Origin of the sequence: Sphingobacterium sp. UBA2480, assembly GCF_002341965.1 — a bacterium.
In the GTDB taxonomy this organism is placed as follows: Bacteria; Bacteroidota; Bacteroidia; order Sphingobacteriales; family Sphingobacteriaceae; genus Sphingobacterium; species Sphingobacterium multivorum.
Window position 1 is genome coordinate 1 of record NZ_DDPA01000004.1, and the last position, 19,894, is coordinate 19,894.

18 protein-coding genes are annotated in these 19,894 nt (G+C 40.3%); 7 read left to right on the plus strand and 11 right to left on the minus strand.

Going from position 1 to position 19,894, the window contains the following annotated elements:
* On the plus strand, positions 1-208 hold a 208-nt coding region (locus B3600_RS07530), incomplete at its 5' end, for a hypothetical protein (protein ID WP_286752592.1).
* Positions 209-238: 30 nt separating this feature from the next.
* On the plus strand, positions 239-436 hold the full coding sequence (locus B3600_RS07535; RefSeq protein WP_286752593.1) for a hypothetical protein: 198 nt from the start codon (positions 239-241) through the stop codon (positions 434-436).
* Positions 437-803: 367 nt separating this feature from the next.
* Here B3600_RS07535 and B3600_RS07540 read toward each other — a convergent pair whose 3' ends face one another.
* Genes B3600_RS07540 through spt form a run of 5 tightly spaced genes read right to left on the minus strand, consistent with a single transcriptional unit; the run spans position 804 to position 5,228 of the window.
* The gene (locus tag B3600_RS07540) at positions 804-1,202 is read right to left on the minus strand and encodes a GtrA family protein (RefSeq protein WP_046672726.1); all 399 of its coding nucleotides are present in this window, start codon (positions 1,200-1,202) and stop codon (positions 804-806) included.
* Positions 1,203-1,204: 2 nt separating this feature from the next.
* On the minus strand, positions 1,205-1,897 hold the full coding sequence (locus B3600_RS07545; protein WP_070561220.1) for a CDP-alcohol phosphatidyltransferase family protein: 693 nt from the start codon (positions 1,895-1,897) through the stop codon (positions 1,205-1,207).
* A 9-nt stretch (positions 1,898-1,906) separates the two neighbouring features.
* Complete coding sequence (locus B3600_RS07550; RefSeq protein ID WP_070561221.1) at positions 1,907-2,899, minus strand: NAD-dependent epimerase/dehydratase family protein; 993 nt, start codon at positions 2,897-2,899, stop codon at positions 1,907-1,909.
* On the minus strand, positions 2,896-4,017 hold the full coding sequence (locus B3600_RS07555; protein WP_070561222.1) for a hypothetical protein: 1,122 nt from the start codon (positions 4,015-4,017) through the stop codon (positions 2,896-2,898). The genes B3600_RS07550 and B3600_RS07555 overlap by 4 nt, the downstream gene beginning before the upstream one ends.
* Before the next feature lie 11 nt (positions 4,018-4,028).
* Complete coding sequence (spt, locus tag B3600_RS07560) at positions 4,029-5,228, minus strand: serine palmitoyltransferase (RefSeq protein WP_046672730.1); 1,200 nt, start codon at positions 5,226-5,228, stop codon at positions 4,029-4,031.
* 411 nt (positions 5,229-5,639) lie between these two features.
* On the opposite strand from spt, the gene smpB reads away from it, so the two are divergent.
* Positions 5,640-6,095, plus strand: a complete 456-nt coding sequence (gene smpB / locus B3600_RS07565) for an SsrA-binding protein SmpB (protein WP_046672731.1) — start codon at positions 5,640-5,642, stop codon at positions 6,093-6,095.
* A 1-nt stretch (position 6,096) separates the two neighbouring features.
* On the opposite strand, the gene B3600_RS07570 is transcribed toward smpB, so the two are convergent.
* Positions 6,097-6,999 (minus strand): AraC family transcriptional regulator, encoded by a 903-nt coding sequence (locus B3600_RS07570; protein ID WP_046672732.1) that lies wholly within the window; start codon positions 6,997-6,999, stop codon positions 6,097-6,099.
* 175 nt (positions 7,000-7,174) lie between these two features.
* On the opposite strand from B3600_RS07570, the gene B3600_RS07575 reads away from it, so the two are divergent.
* Complete coding sequence (locus tag B3600_RS07575; protein ID WP_286752594.1) at positions 7,175-8,677, plus strand: aldehyde dehydrogenase family protein; 1,503 nt, start codon at positions 7,175-7,177, stop codon at positions 8,675-8,677.
* A gap of 120 nt (positions 8,678-8,797) precedes the next feature.
* Positions 8,798-9,172 (plus strand): DUF779 domain-containing protein, encoded by a 375-nt coding sequence (locus tag B3600_RS07580; protein ID WP_046672734.1) that lies wholly within the window; start codon positions 8,798-8,800, stop codon positions 9,170-9,172.
* Between the two features lie 90 nt (positions 9,173-9,262).
* Here B3600_RS07580 and B3600_RS07585 read toward each other — a convergent pair whose 3' ends face one another.
* The 5 genes from B3600_RS07585 to B3600_RS07605 form a co-directional block, all read right to left on the minus strand.
* The gene (locus B3600_RS07585) at positions 9,263-9,664 is read right to left on the minus strand and encodes an acyl-CoA thioesterase (protein WP_070561224.1); all 402 of its coding nucleotides are present in this window, start codon (positions 9,662-9,664) and stop codon (positions 9,263-9,265) included.
* Positions 9,665-9,732: 68 nt separating this feature from the next.
* Positions 9,733-11,556 carry a MutS-related protein gene (locus B3600_RS07590; protein WP_115046637.1) on the minus strand — a complete coding sequence of 608 codons (1,824 nt, stop codon included), beginning with the start codon at positions 11,554-11,556 and terminating at the stop codon, positions 9,733-9,735.
* A gap of 131 nt (positions 11,557-11,687) precedes the next feature.
* The gene (locus B3600_RS07595; protein ID WP_286752595.1) at positions 11,688-12,344 is read right to left on the minus strand and encodes a protein-L-isoaspartate(D-aspartate) O-methyltransferase; all 657 of its coding nucleotides are present in this window, start codon (positions 12,342-12,344) and stop codon (positions 11,688-11,690) included.
* A gap of 235 nt (positions 12,345-12,579) precedes the next feature.
* Positions 12,580-15,063, minus strand: coding sequence for a replication restart helicase PriA (priA, locus tag B3600_RS07600; RefSeq protein WP_159333409.1), 2,484 nt, complete (start codon positions 15,061-15,063; stop codon positions 12,580-12,582).
* Positions 15,064-15,303: 240 nt separating this feature from the next.
* A complete protein-coding gene (locus B3600_RS07605) occupies positions 15,304-15,693 on the minus strand; it encodes a DUF423 domain-containing protein (RefSeq protein WP_046672738.1) in 390 nt (129 codons plus the stop codon).
* Positions 15,694-16,105: 412 nt separating this feature from the next.
* On the opposite strand from B3600_RS07605, the gene B3600_RS07610 reads away from it, so the two are divergent.
* Both B3600_RS07610 and B3600_RS07615 read left to right on the plus strand, forming a co-directional pair.
* On the plus strand, positions 16,106-18,745 hold the full coding sequence (locus tag B3600_RS07610) for a hypothetical protein (protein ID WP_286752596.1): 2,640 nt from the start codon (positions 16,106-16,108) through the stop codon (positions 18,743-18,745).
* 118 nt (positions 18,746-18,863) lie between these two features.
* Positions 18,864-19,874: a DHH family phosphoesterase gene (locus tag B3600_RS07615; RefSeq protein ID WP_201640106.1), complete on the plus strand. Its 1,011-nt coding sequence runs from the start codon at positions 18,864-18,866 to the stop codon at positions 19,872-19,874.
* Positions 19,875-19,894: the final 20 nt, after the last annotated feature.

Here is a 19,894-nt window from a genome sequence, read left to right on the forward strand (position 1 = left end):
TCGGAAGGCTGGGAAGGCCGGATCCGGCACAGAATGGGGACGGGAACCGGGACTCGATACAGGCTCCGCAGGGGAAACATGGATGATCCTGAAAATTGGATCGTACCGCGGACATCCGCGGAACCCGGACTCGATACAGGCTCCGCAGCAGAAACATGGATGGACATTGTATTGCTCGATCTGCTTAAGCTCGGGATCACTTTGGTAGCCCGCTCGGCTCAACGCCCAATCGAAGACGATGCGCATAGGCGCAGCCTATAAACTGGTGGATATTGATAAGACCGGAAAATTGTGCCGTCGGAAAGAAACAGCAACGCAGGATATAACAGGGGACGGACGGATATCGGTAGGGCCAGAACAATGGCAGAACACAGGCTGCCGGAATACCTTCTTCTGTAGCTATACTTTTCTACCTGTTTACTTAGGTTTAGTTTAGGGTTTAGTTAGGGTTTGTTTAGGTATAGTATAGGTTCTGGCTAACCAAAAGCTAACTTTATACTAGGTAAAATCTAGAGTAAACAAAAGCGAAATAAACACGACAGCTATACAATGAGCAATATATTGCAGCTCGTCATGCAACCTAGCGTCAAAGTTGAATTACCCTTACAGATCGGTCACTAACAGCAACTTGCAGGATTAGCGCAACTATAGGCTGTTAAAAAGCTCTTTTAACCTAAACCAACAGCTCGACTAACATCCTATCAAAACAAATCTTGGTAACATAAGAGCACGAGAAATTGAAAGAAACAGAAAAAGAAATGGAACTGAAAACAGCTAAAGCTGATTCGTAAAAAATAAGGAAATTACGATTTCTCTTCAGCTTTAAAAACCCAAAAACGCTGAAGCGTATAGTTGAAACCCAAAGAAACAAGCAACTCAACAACTAGTTTCGAAAACAAAAAGTTTACATGATATACATCGACCAGAAAATGAATTCCTGTAGACTTCAATGTAATACTACCACAGACGACGATCACAAATTTCCATAACTGACTACCCACGGACTTTTGCGTACTACCGAAGGACCAGTATCGATTGATCAAAAAATTAACAACAGCACCAAGGCTACCACTAATTGCATTGGAAAAAGGAGCACTGATATGAAGTAGCTTATAGCAAGCAGAGTATACTCCAAAATCAAACAATCCGCCTAAAAAGGCGGAGAGTTGAGCTTTTAAAAAAGTAATAACTTTTGAAGACATCGCTAAATAGCCTCCTCCTGTTGTTTTTTCAGTTTATCCGCTTTATCTTTTTCATCGCCTAATTTAAGAAGTAGGCGTGTATCATTTGTATTAATTATAAAAAGTGCGATACAAATTAACAGTACACACCAATTAATAGACCCAGGCATTAAAACTTCAAATAACATAACCAATGAAATAATCACCCGAATTTCAGTAGGCCCCAAAATTCCGGCGTCTATCGTATACTTATCGGTAATTCTATACCTGAGCTGAGAAATAATCATTGCCCAGCCATACAATGCGACCAATGTAAATCCCAGATACTTAAAATCACCCACGGTATACAGCACATACCCCAATCCTATAAAAACCGTACTAATCCAATCCATTACAATATCCAACGCGAAACCGTACCAGCGACGGGATTTATTACGGTAGAATGCGATACGACCATCTAATGAATCACCAAACCACTGCACAAAGAAACCAGGGATCCCTAGAAGCAAATAGCGAATATCAACATATTCAGCCAAGATAAAACTCCCCAATATCATTAAGGAGCCTAAAAATCCAATTGCCGTAAGTCCATCCGAGGTAATCCAATTTGGAATTCGAGGTACGAGGTACGAAATAAGTTTTTGTTCGGGTTCACTTAAGATATTTGTTCTCTTTCTATCCTGAAAAAGTTTTTTATTTATTTTTAACTCACTCATTATCTGCGATTATAGCCATTTATTTTCTTTATACCAAGCCAATGCCTCCATTAAGCCTTTCTTCAAATCATATTTAGGTTGGTATTGTAGCTGACGTTGAGCCGCCGAGATATCACAGCCCCAGTTTTCAGCTGTAAGTTCATTCAGTCGCTCCGGATATAGCACAGGTATTGCTTTAGATTTTTTATACAATCGTTCAAAAATAACCGCGATAGTCTTCACGACACCAAAAGGAATATGCATACGAATCATTTTCTTTTGGCTAAACTCTTTGAAAAATCTAGCCAACTCATAACGGCCATACACCTGCCCATCACTGAGGTTATACACCTGCTTTCCTCCTTGATCAAAACGACAGGCATGAATGATCGCCTGCACCAGGTCAGCAACATAAATAAAGCTAAGCTTTTGAGGAGAGCGGCCAACATAGGCATCCAGGCCGCCATTCATTGTTTTAAAAACAATAAAAATATCTTTTTCACGAGGGCCGTATACTGCAGTGGGGCGCAAAATCGTTAGTGGCTGATCTCTAAAATCATCCAAGGCGAGCTCCGCTTTCCGTTTACTACGACCATAGGCCGTAACAGGGCGATAGGGATTGCTCTCATCGATAAGGTTAGCATCGTAGCTAACAGGACCGATTGCCGCAAGACTACTAACGAAAACAAATCTTTTGATGGGAGTTTTTAAATAAAAACAAGCAGATGCCAAGTTTTTTGTATAACCAACGTTGACCTTTTCGAGATCTTCTTCGTGCTTGGCACGAGTCATTGCCGCAGCATGAACAACATAGGTATAGTTTTCCGCTTCCAGTAATTCGCTGATAGACTCTTCATCAGAGAAATCTGGATAAACAAATTTATCTACAACGGAGCGAATTTCTGAAACATCACTTGACTTCCTCACCGCGGCATGAACTTCCATCCCCGCCTCTTTCGCTGCTCTTGTCAAATGATAGCCTACAAAACCACTCGCTCCGGTGATTAATACTTTTTCTATCATAATGATTTTTGATACAAACGATAACGTTTGTACAATTCTCCATTCATTTGTTCTATAGCGTGGTTCATCATGTAATTATGCTCCAACATCCACGAACATTCGGCCCCTTTGATATTAGAATCTTTTGATTCTTTTATAATTCGGCCATACAGACATGCTTCAATACCAAGTTTACGGTAGTCTTCCAATACCCCTAACATGAGTACACGAAGCAAGTTGATTTTTTTCTTTCCAAATAACAATTTAAAAATACCCGTAGGAAGTAGACGTCCTCGCTTCACTTTGATAAGGATTTGATTGATATCAGGTATCCCTAGACCAAAGCCAACAAGCTCACCATCTTTCTCCGCAACGATAGCAAAACGTGGATCGAGAATCATTTTTAGATCTTTGGCCGTATAATTAAATTCGTCCTCTGTCATCGGAACAAAACCCGAATTTTTATCCCATGCTCTATTATAAATGTCACGAACTTTTGCTGCTTCGTTTTTAAAATCCTTCACATTAAATTGACGCAATGTAATGCCAGATCTTTTCAAACGCTCTTCCAACCTATCTAAAAGCAATACAGAACGTTTATCCGCAGACTTTTCCATGACCAAATAAGCTCTCAAATCCACTTTATGTCCATAACCTGAATTGGTAATCAAGTCAATGTAATAAGGTGAATTGTAGGGCATCATGGCTACTGGGGGCTTATCAAAACCGTCAACCAACAAACCAACGGTATCATTGGTTGATAAATTGATCGGCCCAACGATCGTATCCCCTCCTTTAGCTTTAACCCATTTTTCTGCAGTCTCAAATAACGCGTTTGCGACTTCTTGATCATCTATACAATCGAAAAAACCCCACTGCCCTTCATTCACATGATTGAAAGCATTATGGTTATTGTTCCAGATGGCACATATACGACCGACAATCTTATCGTTACGATAAGCTAGAAAAGGTTGTGCTTGGGAATGTTTATAAAAGGGATGCTTGTCAGGGGAAAGCAAATCGTTTTGTTCAAGAAATAAGGCAGGTACATAATTAGGATTTCCCTCATAGAGACTATGAGGGAAATCTATAAACAGCCGTCTTTGTTTCTTTGTTTCAACGGGTATAATCTGAATCATACGATTAGATTTTATATTAATGTTTCAACTTCAGCTTGTTTGAATACTTTAACCATCTTCTCAATAGCCTCGTCGATTTGGTCATAAGTATGTGTCGCCATCAATGAAAAACGAATCAAAGACTCTTCCGCAGGAACTGCTGGAGAAACAACTGGATTAACAAATACCCCATCATCTTGGAGCATTTTAGTTACCCAGAACGTTTTTTCATTGCTACGAATAAAGATTGGCAAAATAGGACTTTCCGTAGCACCTAGATCAAACCCATGATCCAGTAATTGTGCTTTGGCATAATCTGTGTTTTTCCATAATTTTTCAATATGCTCAGGCTCATTTTGAATAATTTCCAAAGCTTTCAATGTTGAAGCAACCGAAGCTGGAGTCATTGAAGCACTGAACATCACAGAGCGGGCATTATGTTTTAAGAAATCGATCACATCTGCATCACCTGCGACAAATCCACCTAAAGATGCTAACGATTTACTAAATGTACCCATAATCAAGTCTACATCATCATTAAGCCCAAAATGAGAAGCTGTACCAGCTCCTTTGTGCCCAATAACACCTAAACTGTGTGCATCGTCGACCATTACTGCAGCATCAAACTCATTGGCAATCGACGTAAGTTCAGGCAAATTAACAATATCCCCCTCCATACTAAAGATACCATCCGTACAAATTAACTTCGCACTATCCTCAGGTAGGCGTGATAACTTAGCACGTAAGTCCTCCATATTATTGTGTCCGTATTTGATTACTTTGGAAAAAGACAAACGGCTACCATCAATAATTGATGCGTGGTCACGCTCATCCAACAAAATATAATCATTACGTCCCATTAGACATGACAAAGGCCCTAGATTTGATTGGAATCCTGTACTAAACAGAATAGCGGCTTCTTTACCTACATAAGCAGATAATTTTTCTTCCAGTTCCACGTGAATATCCAACGTACCGTTTAAGAAACGAGATCCAGCACATCCAGTACCATACTTTTCCAAAGCATCTTGCGCTGCTTTTATAATACGTGTATCAGTCGTTAACCCTAAATAAGAGTTAGAACCAAACATCAACACACGTCTACCATCGATTTTTACTTCGGTATCTTGTTTTGATTGAATAGGTCTAAAATAGGCATATAAGCCCTTAGCTTTCAACTCCTCAACAATCTTAAATTGCGATATTTTCTCGCCTAACTTTCCTTTACTCATGCGATAAAAAGGTATTTCTAAAACTATTTCTAACTTTTAGATGTTATTGTAACAAACAAAATTATCGAATTGGACTTTTATATAAAAAACTCGGTCTCCGACTAAAAATCTGCTATATCCACAATGTAAGTTGAAATGCTACGTTGTATATATTCACAATAATTCCAAAAAACGTTGCAAACATACGAAAACATAATCTGACTTTCACTTAAATTTAGTCATATTTTTAACACATCGCCCAAAACAGTTAATTTTATTTTAATACTCCGCTAACATCCGCCCCACACAATTCTACTTTAAAATAAGACAATTTTAATAATTATATTTGCGAACTTTAAATTATCCTATAATTAGTTACATTTAGGTTCATTGCAATAGCAATGGTATAGACTTACTAATATACAACAATATATGGCTTTATCTTCAGATATCAATATAAAAAATAAAAAAGCTTCTTTTGAATACCACTTACTGGACAAGTACATTGCAGGAATTCGATTATTGGGTACAGAAATAAAATCCATACGCGAAGGAAAGGCAAATATTAACGATAGTTTCTGTAGTTTTTTTGAGGACGGATTATACATCCGTAACATGCACATTGCCGAATATTCCATGGGATCTTTCTATAACCATGAAGCAAAACGCGACCGTCAACTGCTATTGACAAAAAGAGAATTAAAAAAACTGAAAGAGAAAGGGGAAGAACGTGGTTTTACCATTGTACCCCTACGCATCTTTATCAGTGCCCGGGGGTTTGCCAAAGTTGAAATTGCCTTGGCACAGGGTAAAAAAGATTTTGACAAACGAGAAAACATCAAAGAAAGAGATGTTAAACGTGAGCTTGATCGCGTGATGAAATTTTAGGTTAACGCGCCAGGACAAATGCGCCTGGCGTCATGCCTACCCTGCTTTTAAAAAGCCGAACAAAGTAGTTGACATCGTTAAATCCTGCCCCATAGCACGACTCCTTTACATTACGGGTGAGTAAAAGCATCTTTTTTGCCTTCTCGATACGCTGTTGGATCACATACTCCATTGGACTAAGTCCAAGTTCACGGTTAAACATCCGCGTAAGGCTCGCTTTGCTCATGTGAGCAGTCCGCTCCAATAGACCAATTGAAATTTTCTCGGTAATATGTTTCTGAATAAATTCCTGCACGTGTAACAGTACTTTGTTGGGCGACTTCCCAATTTTTAATGCCATCATCGACTGTGACTGAAGTAGCCGAATCGTAAGCTCTTTAAAGGTCAGATCTGCAAGCACATCTTTCAACGGATTTTCACTAATAATGATCTGAAACAACTTGTTCACCAGATCGGCAAGCTCAGTCGAATTGTACAGGTGAAAAAACTCCGGATCAAGCCGCCATTGATTGACATGTTCTTTTGGATAAAACTCATTTAGATAATCTAAGACTGCTGCTATCTTCTCTCTATGAATTGTTAAAGCGGTACACTGCGTGGGCTGGTCGAGGGTCGCTTCTGGAAAATCAATATGCATAGCCACCGATGCAGGTAACACCATCATCTGACCGGGCAGATAGTCAAAAGCCTTTACATTCTCCAAATGCATGATTTTTTTACCCTGGATCATATTAATCATAACCAAATCATCAAAACATAAAGGTACATGCTGCGATATCCGATATGTTTCGTAGATATTAAGCTCCAAGCTATCTAACGTAAATGCGCGTCGGTTCTCCACTAATGTGCTGAGCTCCCCCTTCCGCGAAAATGGCAATGTATGAATCAGCGTCCTATTTTCCATAGTGCAACAATTAAATATAATTGGCAGTCAATCAAATATAATAAATAAAATAAACTATGAGCGAAAGTTATGTGCCACAATTGTGCTATGTTTTGGATCAATTCTGCTACACCATTGAATAATTGCTGGCTAACTTTGATAAGAAGGGATTAAAAATAATTAATAAATAAACCATATGAGCGCAATCAAAAGACCATCGTTCAAAGAACGATATGACAACTACATTGGTGGTAAATTTGTCGCACCAATTCAAGGAAAATACTTCGATAATATTTCGCCGGTAGATGGAAAAGTGTTTACTCAAGTTGCCCATTCAACAAAAGAAGATCTGGATCTCGCTGTCGACACCGCCGCTAAAGCTTTTGAAACTTGGGGACAAACCTCGGCTACAGAACGAAGTATTATCCTCAATAAAATTGCTGACCGCATTGAAGCTAATTTAGAATATATCGCCGCCGTTGAAACGATAGACAACGGAAAAGCGGTACGTGAAACATTAAATGCCGATATCCCATTGGCAATCGACCATTTCAGGTATTTTGCTGGTGTAATCCGCGCTGAAGAGGGGTCCATAAGCGAATTGGACAGCAATACAGTGTCACTGATTGTACACGAACCAATCGGGGTTGTTGCACAGATTATTCCATGGAATTTCCCGATTCTAATGGCCGTATGGAAACTAGCTCCGGCCCTTGCTGCAGGGAATACTGTTGTGTTAAAACCTGCTGAAAGTACACCAGCATCTATTCTTATTCTTATGGAAATCATCGGTGATTTGATTCCCGCCGGAGTGGTCAATATCGTCAACGGTTTCGGCGCAGAGCTTGGTCGTTCCTTGGTCACCAATCCTAAGGTTTCCAAAGCAGCATTCACAGGCTCCACAGCAACAGGACGTTTGGTCATGCAATATGCGACTGAAAATATCATCCCGGTAACCCTAGAATTGGGAGGGAAATCGCCCAATATTTTCTTTAGTTCGGTTATGGATGCAGATGATGCATTTTTGGACAAAGCAGTGGAAGGAGCCGTATTATTCGCACTCAATCAGGGCGAAATTTGTACCTGTCCTTCTCGTTTACTGATCCAGGAGGACATTTATGAAAAATTTATCGCTAAAGTAGTCGATCGGGTTAATCAGATCAAAGTGGGCGATCCATTAGACCCAACAACAATGATGGGTGCTCAGGCATCGAAGATCCAAAAGGACAAAATTATGTCCTATATTAAACTTGGCAAAGAAGAAGGAGCCGAAGTATTGACTGGTGGAGATGAAAACAATGTTGGTGCTGGTTTTGAAGAAGGCTACTACATCAAACCCACCCTATTCAAAGGTGATAATAGCATGCGCATTTTCCAGGAAGAAATCTTCGGCCCCGTGCTTGCAGTGACCACGTTCAAAGACGAACAAGAAGCAATTGCCATCGCCAACGATACCATGTATGGTCTCGGAGCAGGTGTATGGACCCGAGATGCACATCAGCTTTATCAGGTTCCACGTGCCATACAAGCTGGACGTGTATGGGTAAATCAGTACCACTCCTACCCAGCTGGCGCTCCATTTGGCGGATACAAACAATCAGGAATTGGACGGGAAAACCATAAAATGATGCTTGCCCATTACAGACAAGCCAAGAATATGTTGATTTCCTACAGCAAAGAAAAACTTGGTTTCTTTTAACTGAAGCGTACCGGGTATTCTTTTCGAACAGCTAGATACCCGAGTTTAGGGGGAGCAAATGCTGCCCCTTCAGCTGAATTTCCTATTCGTCAACGCTAAAACACATAAACGAATTTCACCATGATCAATAGACTAGACATCACTGAAAAAGCCAGGGAGCTCATTCATGAACTTGAAGCGAAGCATGGTAAATTAATGTTTTATCAGGCCGGAGGTTGCTGCGAGGGTACACAGCCACAGTGTTTTGAGGAAGGAGGTTATTTTCCTAGGACAAATGACGCCATGATCGGATTAGCCGAAGGATATGAGTTTTGGGTGGATCGGGATCTCTTTGAATATTGGAAACATGCGCATTTCACACTCGATGTGCTGGATGGATTTGGTCCGGGGGGATTCTCATTGGAAACCCCACTGGGTAAAACTTTCAAAGTTCATTATCGTTTATTTACAGCCGAAGAACTTAACGACCTCAGCCCAATCAAGAGAAACGAATGACAAAAAGGGTCGCATTGCAATCTGCGACCCTTTTCCATGTTATAATTTTAAAAAATCTCTCTCGAGTTTCCGCATTCGGAAGCTAAAATTTTATTCAATATCCAAGCCTTCAAGGACTGGAATTGGCTGTCTGTTTTCATCAAGGGCAACAAATGTAAAAACACCCTCAATGGCCAATTCTCTTCCTTCCTTGTACATATGTTCCAGAAATATGTCGACCTTCACCTTCAAGCTGGTCCGGCCTACATTTTGAACCCGCGCGACCGCTTCAATAATACTTCCGGAAGGAATTGCCTTATTGAAGTCAATACGGTCTGTCGATACAGTCACCAACGTTTTGCGGCAAAATCGTGTCGCAGCCATAAACGATACTTCGTCCATAATGGACATCGCCTTGCCGCCGAACAAAGTATCGTGATGATTTGTCAAAAACGGGAACACGGTCGTGCAAACATGTGTTTCTGATAAATCAATACGTTCTTGTAAAGTCATTTATTGTTTTATTTAGTGGATTTAAGAGGAGACAAATGTAAACCAATCTAGCTCCAGTTCCGTCATTTTTATTCCATATTTTCGTCAATATCCACGCCTATACCTTTCAATAAAAGCGACGCATTGAATATCTTACATTCCCCTATCTTCAGCTTATAATCAAACAGCATCTGCCCCGCATCAACACGAATGTCAAAATGATAATTTTTGATATCTCCCGGGAATTCCTCTTGTAAACTGGACAGTTGTAAGTCGTGTGTAGCCACCATACCCTTACCGTCCAATCGAACCAGTTTCTTTATGATTGCACGGGAGCCAAGATATTTGTCGACCGAATTTGTTCCACGAAGCATCTCATCGATTAGAAAAAAGCTATCGCTATGTACTGAAACTGTATCCAATATAAATTTCATCCGATTCAGTTCTGCTTTAAATGTCGACGTACTTTCATTCAGGTTATCCTTGATGCGCATATAGGATATTAGTTTGTAAATCGGGAGCTGAAAAGAAGTCGCTGCAACCGCAGCTCCGGCATAAGCCAAAATTGCATTAATACCTACTGTCCGCAGAAATGTACTCTTTCCAGCCATGTTTGAACCTGTTACCAAAGCAACACGATGATCTATACTACTGTAATCATTGGCGACGACCTGACTGCTTGGGATCAGTGGATGATATAACCCTTGCGCGTCAATCTTATTTTCCAGCGGATTATCCAAAATTACTGGATAACTATAAGACGAATGGTTTCTCTTCCAAATAGCAAGACTAGTGACAGCCTCCACCTTAGCCAAGGTATCGAATGAATTCAGAATCTCGTTTTCGTATTTATTCTTCCAATCAACAATAGCCAATACTTGTCTAAAGTCCCAAAGGAGAAATAGGTTTAGAAATAGCCCAACAAAGACATTATTCCGTGCGTCCAAGTTGTTAATAAGACCAGCTAATTTTTTAAAGGCAAAGGAAATGGATGCTGTTCCCCGGTTTTGTTTTAGCTCTCCGGCGATCTCCTGCATAGCAATAGACTTCCATGCGTGGTCTTCGATCGATTGAATCGCATCTGCATATGATCCCAGCACGCCACCAATTTTGTCTATTCGCGACGAGAACATACTCACACTTCCTGCTTTGGCCAATGCCCAAAGAATATGAAATAGTCCTATCAAGGTTGCCACTCCAGCCAATTTTGGCACGAAAAAGCTGCCCGCTAAAACGACCAAAAATAAAACAGGGCCTGCTTTGATATAAAATCGCATAAAAGCATTTCCGAATTGAAAATTTCGGTCTTGAAAGTAATTTGTCAAAAATGCCTTGATATCCAATTTATGGTTCAGATTGGCCAAGAGCTTTGCCTGAAAATCCCATATCCATTCGGATTCATTTTCGAGTTCCTGGGATGCTTCTTGATTGCGTTGAATTTGATTGCTTTGGAGAGGCGCATCAAGCCAAGAAGCCAAAAGATCAATCCCCTGTTTGGTCGTTGCCCGATTTATCTGCGCGAATAAGGAGTATGTGCCAAAGATATCCATATCGGAGCTATAAGGATGAGCTCCGTTTTCGAAATGCTCACCATGGTCATACATGTTTAGTTTCCCTTCTGCTAGGGCCTGTTCATTTGCCAAAACTTTCAAATAAGCTTCAAAATAGTTCTTCTGAAGCTCTAACTGGCTCTGCTTCCGCACCAGATAGGCAAATAGGAACAATAGTCCAAAAAAGCAGAAAAAAACCAGCGGAAGGCTTTCCAGTTGAAAGGTATAAAATAACAACGCTCCGCCACCGAGTATCACAAATAGCCGCGACAAGCTGAGCGTGTTGACTTGTTTATTTAATTTGACCACAGTTGAAGCGGTTTCGCGATGCTTCTGGTCATATTGTATTGCAGTTGGCGTCATAAGGTGAATATTTATTCTTTCACGTTCATTTCAATTTAATCATGGCTATTTTGCATCTGCTCATGAAACAAGGGCTCGATTGTCACTCGCAGACCTTGGGGGAGGCCATCGGAACTGGTTGAATGGATCTCCTACCAAGCTTGATCACCCACCAAAGGCACAAAACGAAACGTATCCAATTCGATACGGTCAAAATCATTTTCACCTACCCGAATGATCGTCACCATCTTTTGCGATTTTTCGTCTCCTACAGGGATCACAAAAATTCCGCCCATTTTCAACTGCTTCAACATAACCTCTGGCACGAAAGGCGCACCTGCAGTGACAATAATCTTGTCATAAGGGGCGTGCTCTTCGATTCCCTTGGAGCCATCACCTAAAAAGAAATTTGGTTTATAGCCCATGTAGGGCAACACTTGAATGGTTCGTTGATATAGGTTTTCCTGACGTTCGATAGTATACACTTCTGCGCCAAGTTCCAACAAGATACAGGTTTGGTATCCCGATCCCGTACCAATTTCCAGTACTTTATCTCCTTTTTTCACGTGGAGCAGTTCAGATTGATAGGCGACGGTATACGGCTGCGAAATTGTTTGTCCGTCACCTATTGGAAAAGCAATATCCCTATAGGCCTGATTCCAGAATGTTTCATCAAAAAAAAAGTGACGTGGTACCTTGCCAATGGCATCTAATACTTTCTGGTCCGCAATGCCCCGGCTTTTTAGATGTTCAACCAATTTCTTACGAGCACCTTTCTCCCGATAATTATCAATAAACTTGTACGCCATGATGTTTCAAATTTACCTTTTAAAAGGCACATTAAACAGAATTAATCACAAATAATTCAATACCAACACTGTACGTATTTTCAAGTTAATTTGCTTTATTTCCCGAATCATTTTTCCCTTAGGCTCAACCTCCGTTGACCTCTTGAATTTGGCCGCGAAGAAAACGATAAGCGCACGTGATTTAAGTTTACCAAGAACGCTCGTTTTTACAAGTTAATGCGGGCAATAGCTGTTACTAATAGGGGTCTACATCGACCTGAACGCGCACACCAGCATTGGTTTTATCGATTTCAAAATCGAGGAGCACCGAACGGATCAATTCCTTGACCTTTGCAATACTAATATTTGTTCGCTCAATCTTCAAGGTAATGGTCTGGATAAAATTATTCCGCACACGAGAAACTAAAGGCGGCTCCGGTCCCAATACCCTTGCACCCAACTGTTGCCGCAGCGCCGAGGCAAAACGATTGGCCGAATCATAGCATTTCTGAAAATCCGTATGTTTAATATCAATCCGAATGAGACGGTAGAAAGGAGGATAAAGATAGTTTTTACGTTCTGTAATTTCAGTCATAAACATCCCTTCATAATCGTTATTGACCACCTGTTCCAAAACCCGATGATTCGTGGTGTAGCTCTGGATGATAACTTTTCCGCCGGCTTCACGTCGACCTGCGCGTCCTGCTACCTGGGAAAATAACGAAAATGATCGTTCATACGAACGGAAATCCGGAAAGTTAATGATCGTATCTGCATTGACAACACCAATAAGGCTTACTCTTCCGAAATCGAGCCCCTTAGCGACCATTTGTGTCCCTATAAGAACATCAAATTCATGCTCATCAAAAGCCGTGATAATTTTGTCGAAACCATATTTGCCTTTTGTGGAATCCAGATCCAAGCGACCGATGCGGATTTCGGGCATCAGGATTTCAAGTTCTTCCTCTACCCGTTCTGTACCGAAGCCTTTACTTTCGATATGGGGCATTCCACAGGCTGGACAAACACGAAGTGGAGGCTCCACATGACCACAGTAATGGCAATGCATCATATTAGAGCTCTTGTGATAGGTTAAGCTGACATCACAATTGACACATTTTGCAACAAATCCACAGGTATTACACTGGATCATTGTCGTGTGCCCACGTCTATTTTGAAATAATATAACCTGCTCTTTATTTTTTACAGCTTCTTCAATTGCCTTTAACAAGATACCCGAAAAATAGGAAAACATATTTTCCTTTCTTCCTTCTTCGGGAATATTCACCAACTCAATACTTGGCAATTGGGCATTGCCATAACGCTCAAGCAGCTGCACAAAGCCATACTTCTTAGCTTTGGCATTGTAATAACTTTCCAAAGAAGGCGTCGCGGATCCCAATAGTACTTTGGTCTGATGTAGAAATCCGAGGTAAATGGCCGTATCGCGGGCATGGTAACGTGGGGCTGGATCAAACTGCTTATAGGAGCTTTCGTGCTCTTCATCAACGATGATGATCCCTAAATCCTGAAATGGCAGAAAGACGGAAGAACGAGCCCCAATCACAACCTGAAATTCATTCTTCATGACTTTATGCCACACCTCGGCACGCTCATTATCATTAAACTTAGAGTGGTACACCCCCAGTTTATCGCCGAAATGCAACTTTAAGCGCGCTGTAATCTGCGCTGTCAGCGCAATCTCAGGCAGTAGATAGAGGGCTGATTTTCCCGCTGCGATTGCTTGTTCGATAAGTCGTATATAAATCTGTGTTTTTCCCGAAGCAGTAACACCATGTAACAGGGTAACTTCCTTCTCTTCAAACGACTCTTGTATTTCGGCATAAGCCCTTTGCTGATTTTCATTAAATTGAAAATTGGCATCCAGTTCGATATCTTCCCCCTGAAACCGGGATACAACCTTTTCCTTTATTTCAAAAACACCTTTGTCAATCAAAGCCGTAATTGCACCGTTACCACAGCCTGAGGCCTCCGTCAACATGGGTCGCGTAATTTCCTCCGTTTTTTTGACCAGCTGCATAAATGCCAATACCGCATCTTGTTGTTTTGGTGCACGATTTAAGCTGTCCAACAATTCTCTTTTTGCATCTTCATTTCGAAAGTCGGGCGCAAAACGCAAAAATGCTTTGGTCTTGGGTTTATATCGTTCTGTAATCTCTTCAGAAATCAAAACAATTCCTTTGTCAAATAATTGTTTTAATATAGGGAAGACTGTTTTTTGTCCCAGCAATTTCACAATATCATTGACTTTTAGTTCTCCCGCCACCTCCAAAGCTTCGATGATGAGATACTCCTTATCTGATAGTGTGGAACGGTCAAATTCTTCCCCAATCGATGAAACGACTTTGGTCTCACTGGCCAGCTTCAATGCCGAGGGCAGCGCAGCCTGCATGACTTCGCCCAAACTACACATGTAATAATCGGCTAGCCAGTCCCACAGTTTAAACTGAGCTAAATTGACAATGGGTTTTTCATCAATGATGTCCAAAATATACTTTGCTTCATAGTGCTTTGGTGCTTCCTGGCTAATGGACTTGACAACCGCAGAATAGATCTTATTCCGTCCAAATTGCACGATGACACGTACACCGACCTGCACACGATCGTTCCAGTCAACCGGAATACGATACGTATATGTTCTTGCTAATGCTAGTGGTAGGACCACATCAACAAACAGCGTATCTCTTTCACTAAAAATCGTAGATTGTGGATTGGACATAAATTCAAATTATGGTATAAAAGTACAAAAAAACCTTCAGGAATAGCGGTCAAACGACTCCGGCAATACATAAAACCGTCTACAATCATACGGCGCCAAAGCGACATCGGAGTGTGAAAGCCAAGCGATCACTGGTCAATCCATTGTAACCTAAAAAAGCCTTCCTGAATTTATTCAAGAAGGCTCTGTTATGATTAAATACGAATATGATTTCGTATCGACATAGGCAATTAAATAGGATTACGATTTATTTTTTAGCGCTGCTATAAATAGCGCAACCCAGCCAACGATCAAAGACAATCCTCCCAAAGGCGTGATAGGTCCTAAAATAGACGGATTGCCAAAGCCGGTTATTTCTCGCACACTTAAGACATACAACGACCCTGAGAAAAAAAGTATACCAATGAGGAAAGCAATAAATGATACTTTAATCGAGTACGTCTTTGCTCGCGAAAAAGTAGATAAAAATAACAGGGCGAAGGTATGATAGAAATGATACTGGTTTGCAGTTTTCCAAGTTTCAATATGATATGTACTTACCTTTCCTTCTAGACCATGAGCGCCAAAGGCACCTAATATTACAGCTAATGCTCCCAACAACGAAGCGGCTAAAATGATTTTCTTATTCATTATGTTAAAGTGAATGCTGAAAATGAGTTTCTAGCGATAAATGTATTAAAAACAGAGCAAAATAAGGAATTTTTTGTTAAATTTCTATTACAAAGGCGCATTATAGCAACGATTTTCTATCTCTTCCCATATATTTTTATTAGGTTTGTTTTACGTATGAATCATCATGAGCATCGTGCAGCTCGCCAAGATCTTGAACGAGGTTCAAGATTTGTATATCCTTGATAAACATCTGCCGCATGATAACTTCATCACCATTTAAAAAACAAGTTTAGTGTACTTATCTGCTGAAAAGAAAATGAGTACCTCATAAATAGTTGTTCTGCTAAAAACTGCATTTTTAATCGTATCGACCAGCGGGTTAGTGACGATTTATTCGAGTTCTTATCAGGCATTGAAAAAAATAAAAAGGATGAAAAAAACAATCATCATCACTGTTATATTATTCATCGCGGTCATCGCGGCCACGATCTATCTTTTTGGAGACTTCAATAAAAACAATAAACAAGATTCTAAAGCTTTACAATATCTTCCTGAAAATACATTAGCCATTGCCTCCTTTGCCAATGATCAGACTGTAGATACGATCTTTAACGACTATGAGCTCTTTAAAGCCATTATTGGCCAACGCAATTTCAGTAATTTGGAACGTCTTAAAGACGAATTATTACGTAGCGAACAGCTAGCACCTCTTGTAGCGGGGCAGCAAGTATTACTGTCTTTTCATCAGGAAAAAGATCAGATTACTCCGCTATATAGCGTTCAGGTTGGTCAAAGCATTGATAATAACGCGCTGGCAACATTGCTTGGAAACGTCGGTAAAAACTACAAGATACAACCCTTTGACACCTTAGGCCAACGATTTTATGGGCTTAATCAAGGTACTAAGGATAGTACACTTTATTGTGCCTATTCCCACGAAATCATTTTCGCCAGCTACTCTAAGCAGGTGCTTTCCCAGATCTTTGATAAACAGGTTAAGAAAATAAGTACCAAACAAATCGAGTTCTTCGTAAACCATAATAATAAAAACACACCACTTAGTCTCTATTTTTTCAATGAGCAACTGTCGCAAATTGCTCGAATACTAATGAAATCCAAATTTGGTACCTATCTCAACCTGATCGATTCGCTGAAGGGCCAAACGTCCTGGAACATGAATTTCAAAAAGGATGCTTTTATCTTTAAGGGTGAAACAGATCTCACGGCGAGCAAAAATAGCTACTTACAGTTATTTGCCACGCAGACGGCTCAAGTGCAAGCTCTGGGGAACTATCTCCCTAAAAATGCAGCATCTTATATAGACTTTAGTATCTCTGATCCCCGTAGTTTCCGCAGCGGATTAAAAGCCTTGTTAGTACAACAAAAAGAAGACGCTCGATTGACGAAAAGTATAAAAAACTTTGAAGAGGACAGCAAAGTATCATTTGACAGTATTATTGCGCCAATTTTCAACGATGAATTTGCACTCGCGGAACTGGACAATCAGGATGCGATTGGTTTGATTAGCATTTCGGATTCCACACAATTTGCCGATAATCTTAAGAAATTCAGTACTGCTGTAGGGGATTCGATCTATCAATTTAAATATTCGAATCTTTTACATGCATTATTTGGAGAACCTTTCAAGAGCTTTACCCGACCCTATTTCACTATTGTAGACAATATCATGGTTGTTGCTGGCCGAACAGGTATCTTGCGAGATTATCGTGAATCTTTCCGGGAAAAGCAATTTCTTTCGGGTACTGCAATTTTCAAAAATCATGCAGCATTGCAGAATAGCCGCAGTAACGTAACGTTCTATTTAGAACCTAAGGCTGGTAAAAGCAATATTCTGGATAACTTAAAAGCTGATTTCACAAAGAACTTTAAAGATGAGGATGAATATGGTTTTCAAAATTTCTATTCATGGTCCTATCAGCTAAGTGGCAACCAAGGCACATTTTCGTCCAGTTTATATGCACTCTTTAAGAGTGATACGAGACTGGGGGGAAAACCAGAATGGACAGCTCAACTGGAGAACCGAATTATCAATAAACCTTGGATTTTAGATCAAGATGGGAAGACCAAATTTATCCTGATTCAAGAACAAGATCACACGGTACATGCATTTTCGCCGGATGGAAAAGAGCTTTGGCAGAACCTCTTCCAAGGTGAAATTTTGGGCGAGCCAGTTCAGTTACAGGATCTCAGTATTGTCGCTGTTACAAAAAACCGCTTATATCGTTTTATGCCAGATGGTAAAAACCGAACCGGTTTTTCAGTTGAATTACCATACTCGGCAACTTATGGGGCTACAATTGCCACCTTCAATAAAGAGCAACGTATTTACATTCCCGCAACAGACCGCATTCTTGCCTATACACTCGACGGCAAAAAAGTGGAGGGCTTTGAAAATAATAGCGTGGACGGGCGAATTTTATTCGATTTAAAAACAACCAGTTTAGGGCAGACCAATTATATTATTGCCGGTACAAGCACTGCTTCCGTCTATTTCTTTGATCAAAATGGTAAGGTCATCCATAAAAAAACATTGGATACCGATGGGGAAAGTGTTAAAAATCCAATTGGTTTAGTTGCAGCGTCGGATGAAAAGAACTCCTTCATCTACTTGGCAAACAATAAAGGTAGTGTCTTCAAAATTCCTTTCGAGGGCGAAACCAAAAAAATAAAACTGGGTGACTGGGGCAAAGATGCGTTCTTTAATTTTGAAGATATTAGCGGTGGTGCTGACAGAGACTTTGTTATTCTAGCCAACAACAAACTGAATGCCTACAGTGCAAGAGACTCTTCTTCCTACTTTGAATATAAATTCATCGAAGAGGCCAGTAACAGACCGTTGTTTTTTAAACGAATAGGTAAATCTGATATCATTGGCGTAGGAACCGACAATCGCATGATCTATGTCTTCGGATCTGATGGCCTGGTTCAGGAAGGATTCCCTGTAGAAGGTTTTTCAAAATTCTATTATGGACCGATTAACTATGGCGACAATGCCAATTATCTAATCTGCATGAAGCGGGATTTCAAGATCTATGTATATAAGTTTTAAAAACCTGAAAATCAATTTTTTAAAATCAACACCAAATGCTATAAGATGCTAAAAGATCTTTATAAAAAATTTGTCTAATCTAATTTTTTTATAGTAGGTTTGCAGACTTAATATGACTATGCTGAAATCGGAAGAATTAAAAGAGTTATTGGCTGAACCAAAACGTATTGTAATTACAACGCACTACAAACCAGATGGGGACGCTTTGGGTTCATCTTTAGGATTGTACTTTTGGTTGACCTCGAAAGGACACCAGGTAAATCTCATTGTACCATCAGACTTTCCTGCTTTTTTGGATTGGCTACCTGGCTTGGAAAATGTACAAATTTATACACAGGATATTGACCTGCACAATCAACAGATTGACGCAGCTGAATTAATTTTCTGCTTGGATTTCAATGGTCTTGCCCGTATTCACGAAATGGGTGAACCTATTCGTCAAGCGAAGGGAATCAAATGTATGATTGATCACCATTTGGATCCGGAAGGATTTGAAGACTACGCTTTTTGGGATTCATCCGCAGCGGCGACCGCACAATTGATCTATCGCTTCTTGGTCCATGAGATGCAAGATCCAGACCATATCAGTGCAGACATGGCGACATGCCTATATACCGGTATTATGACCGATACGGGCTCTTTCCGCTTCCGTTCGACTACTGCTGAAATTCACCGCATCATTGCATCACTCATTGATTGCGGCGCACAAAACTGGGCTATTCACGAAGAGATTTATAATAGTTCGTCTGAAAGCCGCCTGAAATTCTTAGGATTCTGTCTACTGAATCGTCTAGAGGTTATCCACGAATATAACACCGCCATTATCCATGTAACCAAAGCGGATCTCACGCAGTTTGAAGTTATCACCGGCGATACCGAAGGACTGGTCAATTATGCACTTTCAATTAAAGGAATTCGATTGGCTGCTTTAATTATTGACAGAAATGAACAAATTAAACTATCTTTGCGTTCGATTGGAGAAGTTCCTTGCAATGAGATCTGTAAATTATATTTCAATGGGGGTGGGCATCTTAACGCTTCAGGCGGTAATTCGAAAGAAAGCCTCGAAGCAGTGATTGCTAAATTCAAATCGGTTTTACCAAATTATAAAGAAATATTAACAAAATAAGATATCGTAACATACATTAG